The sequence below is a fragment of the Corallococcus sicarius genome, assembly GCF_003611735.1.
In the GTDB taxonomy this organism is placed as follows: Bacteria; Myxococcota; Myxococcia; order Myxococcales; family Myxococcaceae; genus Corallococcus; species Corallococcus sicarius.
The window spans coordinates 1-9,951 of the sequence record NZ_RAWG01000336.1 but is presented as its reverse complement, the minus strand read 5'-3'; the positions used below and the strand labels follow the sequence as shown (position 1 = coordinate 9,951).

Sequence of the window (9,951 nt, the reverse complement as noted above, 5' to 3'; positions counted from 1 at the left end):
CTCCCCCCCGCCCCCAGCCAGGAGGAGGTGCTCCGCGCCACGGAGCTGCTGAACATGCTGGCCCACCACCGCGTACACCTGACGCGCATGCCGGAGGAGGTCCACCACGGGCTCCTGGCCGCCGCCAGCAGGCTGGTGCACCCGGACCGGGCCGCGAAGAACCGGCTGCAGAACACGCTTCGCAAGGAGCGCAAGGAGCAGCAGCGCAAGAAGGACAGCGTCGTGCGCGCCACCACGGAGATCCGCGCCCTGCGCCGCGCGCCCGTGCTCAGCCTGCCGATGCTGCCCGCGCCGCCGCCCGTGGACGTGGAGGAGCGCCTGCTGGAGGTGCCCCGCAAGTGCTACGTGTGCAAGGCGGAGTACCGCAAGCTGCACTTCTTCTACGACACGCTGTGCAGCGCCTGCGGCGACTTCAACTACGCCCGGCGCACCCAGCGCGCGCCGCTCAACGGCAGGGTCGCGCTCATCACCGGCGCGCGCGTGAAGATTGGCTTCCAGGCGTCGCTGATGCTGCTGCGCTCGGGCGCGACCGTGATTGCCACCACGCGCTTCCCCCAGGACGCGGTGCTCCGCTACGCGCGCGAGCCGGACTTCGCGGACTGGTCCCACCGCCTGCACGTCCACGGCCTGGACCTGCGCCACGCGCCCAGCGTGGAGCTGTTCGCGCGCCACATCGAAGAGACGCACGCGAAGCTGGACATCCTCATCAACAACGCGGCGCAGACGGTGCGCCGGCCGCCGGGCTTCTACCAGCACCTCTTGCAGGGTGAGCTGCGCCCCGCGAACACGCTGCCGGAGGAGGTGCGCCCGCTGCTCGCCAGCCACCAGGCGTGCATCGCGGCGCTGCGGCCCATGCTGAACCCCGGCCACATGGGGGACGCGGCTGACACGGTGTCCTCGCTGCCGGTGGCCACGTGGCGCAGCAGCGACCCCGCGCTGGGCATCCACTCGTCCGCGGCGCTGTCGCTCCTGCCCTACGCGATGGAGCAGGAGCCCGACACGCAGGCGCTCTTCCCGCAGGGCCGGCTGGACGCGGACCTCCAGCAGGTGGACCTGCGCAAGACGAACTCCTGGCGCCTGAAGCTCGCGGAGGTGCAGACCGCGGAGATGCTGGAGGTGCACCTGGTGAACGCGGTGGCGCCCTTCATCCTCTGCGGGAAGCTCAAGCCGCTGATGATGCGCGACCGCTCGCAGCCGGGCCACATCGTCAACGTGTCCGCGATGGAGGGCAGCTTCTCCCGCGGCACCAAGACGGACAAGCACCCGCACACCAACATGGCCAAGGCCGCGCTCAACATGATGACGCTCACCTCCGCGCCGGACTACGCGAAGGACGGCATCTTCATGAACGCCGCGGACACCGGCTGGGTCACCGACGAGGACCCGGTGCAGCACGCCGAGCGCAAGGTGCAGGAGCTGGACTTCCAGCCCCCGCTCGACATCGTGGACGGGGCCGCGCGCATCGTCGACCCCGTCATGACGGCCATCAACACGAACGAGTTCGTGTGGGGCAACTTCTTCAAGGACTACCGCCCCACCAACTGGTGAACCGCGGCCCTCAGCGCAACGCGGCCCAGTTGTAGGTCGCGTTGCCGCCGCCGGTCAGCACCCGCCAGTACGAGCCGTAATAGCCATACGTGTCCTTGATGGCCTTGTAGTTGCTGGACACGTTCCAGTCGTTGGGGCTCGTCGTGCCCAGGTTGTAGACGAGCGAGTCCCCCCACACCGAGTAGATGGCCCACGGGCGCGCGTCCAGCTCCGACACCGTCCCGTAGCGGCTGTCACCCCAGCGCACCGGCAGCTTGTCCGTCTCCGCCACCATGCGCGGTTTGTTGTAGCCCGCGAGGTCCGTGTAGAAGCGCCCCGGGAAGTAGGGATTGCCGTGGTAGATGTCCACCGCCACCACGTCCACGCGGTCGTTGCCCGGGTAGTAGCCCCACGGGTCCCCGCCGTACGTCCCGTCCCACTCATACGGCGACCAGACGAAGATGAGGTTCTTCAGCCCGCGCGTCTTCACCAGGTAGTCGTGCGCGATGTTCCACAGCTGCCGGTACTGGGCCGGGTCGTGGTTGGACCACCAGAACGGTGACGCGCTCCCCTTCTTGTTCATCTCGTGGAAGGGGCGGAAGAGCACCGGCACGCCCTGGTCGCGCAGGTACGCAAGCTTGTCCGCCGCGAAGGACAAATCCCGCAGCAGCGCCTGGTACTCCGCCGTGTTGGCCTGCCAGTTGATGACCCGGCCCATCCAGTTGTAATCCATCCAGGACTGCCGGAAGTTGTTCTCCCAGCTCTTCACCGACGCGCCCGGATAGGACTGGTGGAAGCTGAAGCCCACGATGCCCTCCCCGTAGATGAAGCGGTCGCGCGCGAAGCCCACCGCGTAGTCCACGTACGGCTCGTTGTAGGTGGCGTGGTAGTTGCCCGGCCCGAAGTCGAACTCCACGAAGCCCGGACGCCGGCCGGAGATGTCCCCCACCTTCACCCAGTACTCGCCCGCGTAGGCCTCCTTCTGCGCCTCGCAGTGCTGGCCCATGATGGTCTGCTTCGTCCCACCGTTGCGGCTGTTGTTCTCCAGGTCCGTCAGCAGGTTGTAGACCTTCTGCGCCTGCGCCGTGGGGGACGGCGTGCTCAGCGTGCGGGACACCTGCGCCCGCGCCGGGCTCGCGCCCAGGCACAGCACCAGCGCCGCCATGAGCGCGACGACGGGAGAGAGGGAACGACGGGTGACGTGCATCACGTGGGGACCTCCAGGGGCTGCCCGGGAAGCGGGCAAGGTGCCATCCCTCCGCCACGGATTACATGAATTTCAGTGAAAGGTGATTTGTCCAGCGAGCGGCGGGGCAGGCCGCAAGGGCCTGGATTCACTGCCAGCGGGCCCGCGCGGTGGTATCAAGCACGCCACCATGTCTGAAAAGCCTTCGCCCCTGTTCGACGCGGTCCCCGTGGAGATGGACTTCCCGGCCGAGGAGCGCCGTGTCCTGGCCTTCTGGAAGGAACGCGGCATCTTCGAGAAATCGCTCAAGGCGAACGAAGGGGCCAAAAGCTTCGTCTTCTACGAGGGCCCGCCCACGGCGAACGGCCTGCCGCACAACGGCCACGTCCTCACGCGCGTCATCAAGGACCTGTTCCCCCGCTACCAGACGATGCGGGGCCACTACGTGCCCCGCAAGGCGGGCTGGGACACCCACGGCCTGCCGGTGGAGGTGGAGGTGGAGAAGGAGCTCCGCATCCACGGCAAGGCGGAGATCGAAAAGTACGGCGTGGAGCCCTTCACGGAGCGCTGCATCGAGTCCGTGTTCCGCTACACGGCGGAATGGGAGCGGCTGACCCAGCGCATCGGCTTCTGGGTGGACCTGAACGAGGCCTACGTCACCTATCACCGCGGCTTCGTGCAGAGCGTGTGGTGGGCGCTCTCCGAGCTGTTCAAGAAGGGCCTGCTGTACCAGGGCCACAAGGTGGTGTGGTGGTGGCCGCGCGGCGGCACCGCGCTGTCCGCCGCGGAAGTCGGCCTGGGCTACAAGACGGTGGATGACCCCAGCGTCTACGTGGCCTTCCCGCTGCGCGACGCGCCGGACACGTCGCTGCTCATCTGGACGACGACGCCCTGGACGCTGCCGTCCAACATGTACGCGGCCGTCAACCCGTCGGTGGACTACGTCACGGTGGACGCGGGCGACCGCAAGCTCATCCTCGCCGCCGCGCTGCGCGAGGAGCTGGCGAAGAAGCTGAAGAAGGACCTGCCGGTGCTGGCCACGCAGAAGGGCCAGGAGCTGGTGGGCAAGCGCTACACGCCGCCCTTCGACACGTACTTCGCGAAGGACGCGGACGCCACGCTGCCGCTGAAGGACGGCGGCAGGGACACGGTGTCCTGGCGCGTGATGGCCGCGGACTTCGTTACGCTCGACAGCGGCACGGGCATCGTGCACACCGCGCCCGCCTTCGGCGAGGACGACTACCGGGCCTTCCGCAAGGACAGCCAGCGCTTCCAGGACCCGGACGCGCTGGAGATGCGCTGCGCGGTGAAGCCGGACGGCACGTTCTCCGAAGAAGTGCCGCTCGTCGCGGGCCGCTTCGTGAAGGACGCGGACAAGGACCTGCAGCGCAACCTGAAGGAGCGCGGGCTGCTCATCCACACGGAGCAGTACCGCCACGAGTACCCCTTCTGCTGGCGCGCGGACGAGGACCCGCTCATCCAGTACGCGCGGCCCGCCTGGTACATCCGCACCACCTCCGTCATCGAGGAGGCGAAGAAGAACAACCAGCACGTCAACTGGGTGCCGGAGAACATCAAGGACGGTCGCTTCGGCGACTTCCTCGACAACAACGTGGACTGGGCCCTGTCGCGCGAGCGCTACTGGGGCACGCCGCTGCCGTTGTGGATCCACTCGGAGACGGGTGAGACGGAGGCCGTGCCGTCGCTCGCGGAGCTGCGCACGAAGCCGGGCAACAACGTGGCCGCCGTGGAGGCGGAGCTGAAGGCGTTCCTCGCCGGCAAGCCGCACGAGTCCAACTCCGAGCACCTGCTGGTCCACAAGCCGTGGATCGACAAGGTCACCTACGAGAAGCCCGGCGCGGGCGGGAAGTTCCAGCGCGTCCCGGAAGTGGTGGACGTGTGGTTCGACTCCGGCTGCATGCCCTTCGCGCAGTGGGGCTTCCCCCATGCGCCCGGCTCCCAGGAGACGTTCAACCGCGCGTTCCCGGCGGACTTCATCTCCGAGGCCATCGACCAGACGCGCGGGTGGTTCTATTCGCTCTTGATGGTCAGCACGCTGGTGTTCGACGAGGAGACCCAGAAGCGCATGGGGCTCACGCCGAAGCGCGAGTGGCCCATGCCGTACAAGAGCTGCATCGTGCTGGGCCACGTCTCCGACAAGGAGGGCAAGAAGGAGTCCAAGTCCAAGGGCAACTACACCCCGCCGGAGATCATCCTGGACGAGGTGCGGATGGACTTCGCGGTGCTCACCGCCACGGAGGCCGGCGTCCCCGCGGAGCCCGGCGTGGCGCTCATCGCGCGCGAGGACCTGGAGGGCCTGGACACGCAGGAGGGCGCGCGCGTGCAGCTCTTCCGCTCGGACCGGCCGGACAAGGCCGTCACCGTGACGGTGAAGGTGCACAAGAAGCTCAAGCGCCGCGTGGTGCTGCTCGCTCCGGCGGAGCTGCAGGCGTTGGACGTGAAGCCGTCGGCACGCGGCGCGGACGTGATGCCGGTGGAGGTGCCCCGGCTCCCGGCCGGTGAGCGCGTGGTGCTCAAGGACCCCGCCACGAAGGCCCCGGGCGCGGACGCGTTCCGGTGGTTCTTCTACGCGGCGAGCCCCACCTGGTCCAACACGCGCCACTCGCTGGCGAACGTGCGGCTGTTGCAGAAGGACTTCCAGGTCAAGCTGCGCAACGTCTACTCGTTCTTCACCATCTACGCGAACATCGACGGCTTCAACCCGGCGAAGGGCAACGCGGGCGCGAAGGAAGCGCCGTGGCTGGCCATCCGCAAGAGCGAGGGCTGGCGCGAGGTGAAGGCCCGGCCCGTGTTGGATCGGTGGATCCTCTCCGAGGTGCAGCTCACCCTGCGCGACGTGGCCAAGGCGCTGGACGCGTATCAGGTGTACGACGCGGCCCAGCGGATGGTGGCGCTGGTGGACGCGCTGTCCAACTGGTACCTGCGCCGCAGCCGTGAGCGCTTCTGGGCGCCGGGCTTCGAGCAGGACAAGCAGGACGCGTACTTCACGCTCTACGAGGCGCTCACCACCATCACGGCGCTGTCCGCGCCCTTCATCCCGTTCTTCACCGACGAGATGTGGGGCAACCTGGTGGCGAAGCCGTGGCCCGGCACGCAGCCGGAGAGCGTGCACCTGGCGCGCTTCCCGGACGTGGACACAAGCCTCATCGACGAGGGGCTGGCCGCGGAGATGGGCGCGGTGCGCGAGCTGGTGTCGCTGGGCCTCAAGGTCCGCACGGACAACCGCCTCAAGGTGCGCCAGCCGCTGTCGCGCGCGGACGTCATCCTGTCGCGCCGCGAGCTGGCGGGGCGCGTGGCGGTGTACCAGGAGCTCATCTCCGACGAGCTCAACGTGCACACCGTGAAGCTGGTGGAGCCGGGCAGCCCGGAGGCGGACGTGGTGCGCTACCGCGTGCGGCCCAACCTGCGCGCCATGGGCAGCCGGCTGGGGCCCAAGCTCGCGCCGGTGCGCAAGGCGTTCGACTCCGGTGACGGCCGCGCGCTGCACCACGAGCTGCTCCAGACGGGCAAGGTGGCCCTGAACGTGGGCGGCGAGGACATGGTCTTCCCGGCCGAGGAGCTGGAGACGCTGGTGGAGGCGCAGCCCGGCTACGCCGCCGCTGGCTCGGGCGTGGGCGTGGTGGTGCTCCACACCCAGCTCACCGAGGCCCTGGAGGACGAAGGCCTGGTGCGCGAGCTGCTGGCGCGCGTGCAGGGCAGCCGCAAGGACCTGAACCTGGGCTACACCGACCGCATCCGCCTCTGGGTGGACGGTGATGCGCGGGTGAAGCGCGTCGTCGAGGCGGCCCGCGCGGAGATTCAGCGCGAGACGCTGGCGTCGGAGATCCACGTGGGCCCCGAGGGCCTCACCGGCACCGAGGTGGAGGACAGCCTCAACGGCCTGCCCGCGCGCATCCGCGTCGAGCGCGTCTGAGTCGTGGAGGGGCGGGGCCTTTCGGGGCCCCGCGTCTTTCCCCTAGGGAGAAAGCAAGCGCATCCCCCAGGATGGAGGGATGAGCGAGCCCCTGAAGGGAAGCTGTCACTGCGGTGCGACGCGGTTCGAGGTCACGGAGCCGCCCAAGGAGCTCACCCAGTGCAACTGCACCTTCTGCTCCAAGCGGGGCATGCTCTGGGCCTACTACGACCCGGAGCAGGTGAAGATCACGCGCCGCGAGAGCGTGGTCACCTACGACCGCAACGCGCCCGTCGAACACCACCACTGCCAGGTCTGCGGCTGCGGCACCTGGACGGACATGCCCGTCTGGGAGAACGACGCCCCCGTGCCGGGAAAGTTCAGGGTCGGGATCAACGCGCGGCTGTTCAACGACTTCAACCTGGACGCCGTGCGCGTCGTGTTCTTGGACAGGCGCGACCTCTAGTCGCCGCTAGTTCGCGGTGAACGTCGTGTCGTTGCGGTACAGGAGCGTCTGGCTCCAGTCCGCCGTGTACACGAGCGTGTCCACACGGTAGGTGCCCGCACCCAGCGACGTGGGGATGGTGAACGCGGACGTGTAGCTGCGCGTCTGCCCCGAGGGGAACATGGCGACCGAGGCTGCGAATACACCTCGCCCCGGTACACGCCCGTCAACGGCTCCGCCGCGAGCGCGGACGCGGCACCCAGCGTGGACGCCACGGCCAGGGACGACGTGACGGAAAGGACCTATGTGTCAAACACCACCCGGCCCGTTTCACGGAGCGTGGGCGTCCGCCGATACGCGCCGGGGCCCATGCCCCAGCGGCGCTTGAAGGCCTTGCTGAACGCGGGCGCGCTCTCGTAGCCCGCGCGCTCGGCGATGGCATCCAGGCTGTCGTCGGACTCGTGCAGCCAGCGCGCGGAGCGGGTCATCCGCCAGTTGGACAGGTATTGCAGCGGCGTCTCACCCACCAGCGCGTGGAAGCGCGCGGCGAACCCGGAGCGCGACAGGCCCACGGCCGCCGCCAGTCGCTCCACCGTCCAGGGGTCGCCGGGCCGCTCGTGCATCAGGGACAGCGCGTTTCCAATGGCCGGATCCGCCAGGGCCTTCCAGCCGGCCTCGCCCGGCTTCGCGAGCACGGCCTGGGCGCGCAGCGCGTGCACGAGCAGCACGTCCGCCAACCGTCCGAGCACGAGCGCGCTCCCCGGTCCCGGCGCGGCGGTCTCCGCGGAGATGAGCTGCACCGTGGCCGCGAGCGAGGGCGCCCTGCCGGGCTCCTGCGTGGACAGGTGGATGACGGAGGGAAAGGCACGCAGCAGCGGATGCGTGGCGCCCGCCCCCAACTGGAAGCAGCCGGTGATCAGCGTGGTGTCCGCGCCCGGCCCGCCCAGCCGGACGGACGCGCCCGCGGAAGCCCGGAGCTGCTCGCTGGAGATGAAGTCGCGGGCCGCGGGTGCCTTCCGGGTGCCGTCGTCCAGCACGTGGGCGGGCGCACGCGGCAGCAGCACCACGTCGCCCGCGGACATGAACACCGGCTTCGCCGTGCCCTCCACCTGGAGGCGCAGGCTGCCCCGCGCCACCACGTAGAACGAAGCGTTCGCCTTGCGCGGCAGGCGCAGCGCCCATGGCGCGCCCAGGTCGACGCGGCCAAAGAGCAGCGTCTTGAAGCGCAGCGTCTCCAGCACGTCGGAGACGACGTCGGTCTTTTCGTCCACAAGCGTTGGACTCCTGGACAGTTCTTTTGGACGCAGTGACATTGAGCGTCCATAACGCCAGCTCCATTCTAGGTCCATCACCTCTTGATGGAGCCTCCCATGGACCGCACCGCCCCCTCCCCCGACCTGGCCCGCGTGATGGACGCGCACCTCGCGCTCATCGGCACGGATGTCGAACGCTGGCTGAGCCTGTTCGCCGACGACGCCGTCGTTGAATTCCCCTATGCCCCCTCGCTCGGTGCGTCCTCTCGCCTGGAGGGCATCGAGGCCCTCCGGGGCTACTTCGTGCCCATCACGAAGCGGTTCCAGGGGCTCGCCTTCACGGACGTCCGGCGCTACCCGACCACGGACCCGGACGTCGCATGGATGGAGGTCCACGGCACGGCGACGCTGCTGCCGGGCCACGTGCACTACGAGCAGGACTACGTGATGCGGCTGCACCTGCGCGAGGGGCGCATCGTGCGCTACGCCGAGTACTGGAACCCCATGGCCGTCCCGGCGTCCTTCGTGAAGGAGCAGGCATGAAGCCGCGCATCCTCGTCACCGGCGCCGCGGGCAACACGGGACGGCCCCTCGCGCAGGGGTTGGTCGCGGAAGGGTTCCGGGTGCGGACCACCACTCGGAACACCACGCCGCTGCTCCCCTCCGCCGAACACGTGCGCTTCGACTGGGCGGACCCCACGACGCACGATGCAGCGCTGGAGGGCGTGGAGCGGATGTACCTGCTGGCCCCCGGGCTGGTGGAGGACCCGTCCGTCCTCATGTGCACCTTCATTGAACGCGCGTTGGCGCGGGGCGTGCGGCGCGTGGTCGTGCTCAGCGCCTCCGCCATCCCGGAGGGAGCCCCGGGACTGGGGCAGGTACACCGCTTCCTCCGCGAACACGCGCCGGAGTGGAGCGTGCTGCAACCCTCGTGGTTCATGCAGAACTTCACCGACCCGCATCACCAGCACGGTGCGAGCCTCCGGCGCGACGGCACGCTGCGGTCCGCCACGGGCGAGGGACGCGTGGGGTTCGTGGACGCGGAGGACATCGCCGCGGTGGGCGTCCGGGCGCTCGCGGATGAAGCCTCGCATGACACCGCGCACGTCATCACCGGGCCGCAAGCCCTGCGCTACGACGACCTCGCGGCGGTGATGTCGAAGGTGACGGGCCGGTCCTTCCGGCACGTCCACCTGGGCCCGGAGGAAGCGCGACAACACATGCAGGACGCGGGCATGCCGGAGACCTACGCGCGCCTGCTCGTGGAGCTGGACGCGCGCATCCGCGAGGGGGCCGAGGACCGCGTGACGGACACCGTGCAGCGCATCACGGGAAGGCCGCCGCGCGACTTCGAGACCTTCGCCCGGGCCCACGCCAGCGTCTGGCGCTGACGCGACAGGCCTACCGGCGGAGCTGCGGGGCGAACCAGATGATGGCAAAGCAGGCCAGCAGGGCCATCACGGAGCCGAGGATCATCATCGGCAACTTCACCCAGAACGGTGTCTTGTCCCAGGGGCGGCCTGTCAGCAGCCCCGTGAGGCCCGCCGTGAGCCAGGCGGCGCCGATGAAGAGCGTGGGGATCAACACGACGGCGGGCAGCCCGCCCCCGCCCTTCATGCCCAGCCCC

9 protein-coding genes are annotated in these 9,951 nt (G+C 69.3%); 5 read left to right on the top strand and 4 right to left on the bottom strand.

What is annotated here, in order from left to right; translation table 11 throughout:
• Window positions 1-1,548: SDR family NAD(P)-dependent oxidoreductase (locus tag D7X12_RS34620; protein WP_244224955.1), on the top strand; the 1,548-nt coding region annotated here is incomplete at its 5' end.
• Between the two features lie 10 nt (window positions 1,549-1,558).
• Here D7X12_RS34620 and D7X12_RS34615 read toward each other — a convergent pair.
• Entirely contained in the window at window positions 1,559-2,734 is a 1,176-nt protein-coding gene (locus tag D7X12_RS34615) for a glycoside hydrolase family 26 protein (protein WP_120629481.1), read from the bottom strand.
• 169 nt (window positions 2,735-2,903) lie between these two features.
• Here D7X12_RS34615 and ileS point away from each other — a divergent pair, with 169 nt between their 5' ends.
• Window positions 2,904-6,647, top strand: a complete 3,744-nt coding sequence (ileS, locus tag D7X12_RS34610; protein WP_120629480.1) for an isoleucine--tRNA ligase — start codon at window positions 2,904-2,906, stop codon at window positions 6,645-6,647.
• A 79-nt stretch (window positions 6,648-6,726) separates the two neighbouring features.
• Window positions 6,727-7,092, top strand: coding sequence for a GFA family protein (locus tag D7X12_RS34605; protein ID WP_120629479.1), 366 nt, complete (start codon window positions 6,727-6,729; stop codon window positions 7,090-7,092).
• A 6-nt stretch (window positions 7,093-7,098) separates the two neighbouring features.
• On the opposite strand, the gene D7X12_RS34600 is transcribed toward D7X12_RS34605, so the two are convergent.
• On the bottom strand, window positions 7,099-7,254 hold the full coding sequence (locus D7X12_RS34600) for a hypothetical protein (RefSeq protein ID WP_244224954.1): 156 nt from the start codon (window positions 7,252-7,254) through the stop codon (window positions 7,099-7,101).
• A 119-nt stretch (window positions 7,255-7,373) separates the two neighbouring features.
• Window positions 7,374-8,342 carry an AraC family transcriptional regulator gene (locus D7X12_RS34595; RefSeq protein ID WP_244224953.1) on the bottom strand — a complete coding sequence of 323 codons (969 nt, stop codon included), beginning with the start codon at window positions 8,340-8,342 and terminating at the stop codon, window positions 7,374-7,376.
• Between the two features lie 99 nt (window positions 8,343-8,441).
• Between D7X12_RS34595 and D7X12_RS34590 the strand changes: the two genes are divergently transcribed.
• A complete protein-coding gene (locus D7X12_RS34590) occupies window positions 8,442-8,867 on the top strand; it encodes a nuclear transport factor 2 family protein (protein WP_120629477.1) in 426 nt (141 codons plus the stop codon).
• Window positions 8,864-9,715: an NmrA family NAD(P)-binding protein gene (locus tag D7X12_RS34585; protein ID WP_120629476.1), complete on the top strand. Its 852-nt coding sequence runs from the start codon at window positions 8,864-8,866 to the stop codon at window positions 9,713-9,715. Before D7X12_RS34590 ends, D7X12_RS34585 begins: the two co-directional genes overlap by 4 nt.
• 10 nt (window positions 9,716-9,725) lie before the next feature.
• Here D7X12_RS34585 and D7X12_RS43165 read toward each other — a convergent pair.
• Window positions 9,726-9,951, bottom strand: a 226-nt coding sequence (locus D7X12_RS43165; protein ID WP_158620181.1) for a hypothetical protein, incomplete at its 5' end; no start/stop codon positions are given.

Bases quoted from the DNA above. Each gene is read 5' to 3' on its own strand.
- D7X12_RS34590 (WP_120629477.1), top strand. From the start codon at position 8,442: ATGGACCGCACCGCCCCCTCCCCCGACCTGGCCCGCGTGATGGACGCG.
- ileS (WP_120629480.1), top strand. From the start codon at position 2,904: ATGTCTGAAAAGCCTTCGCCCCTGTTCGACGCGGTCCCCGTGGAGATG.
- D7X12_RS34600 (WP_244224954.1), bottom strand. From the start codon at position 7,254: ATGTTCCCCTCGGGGCAGACGCGCAGCTACACGTCCGCGTTCACCATC.
- D7X12_RS34585 (WP_120629476.1), top strand. From the start codon at position 8,864: ATGAAGCCGCGCATCCTCGTCACCGGCGCCGCGGGCAACACGGGACGG.
- D7X12_RS34605 (WP_120629479.1), top strand. From the start codon at position 6,727: ATGAGCGAGCCCCTGAAGGGAAGCTGTCACTGCGGTGCGACGCGGTTC.
- D7X12_RS34615 (WP_120629481.1), bottom strand. From the start codon at position 2,734: ATGCACGTCACCCGTCGTTCCCTCTCTCCCGTCGTCGCGCTCATGGCG.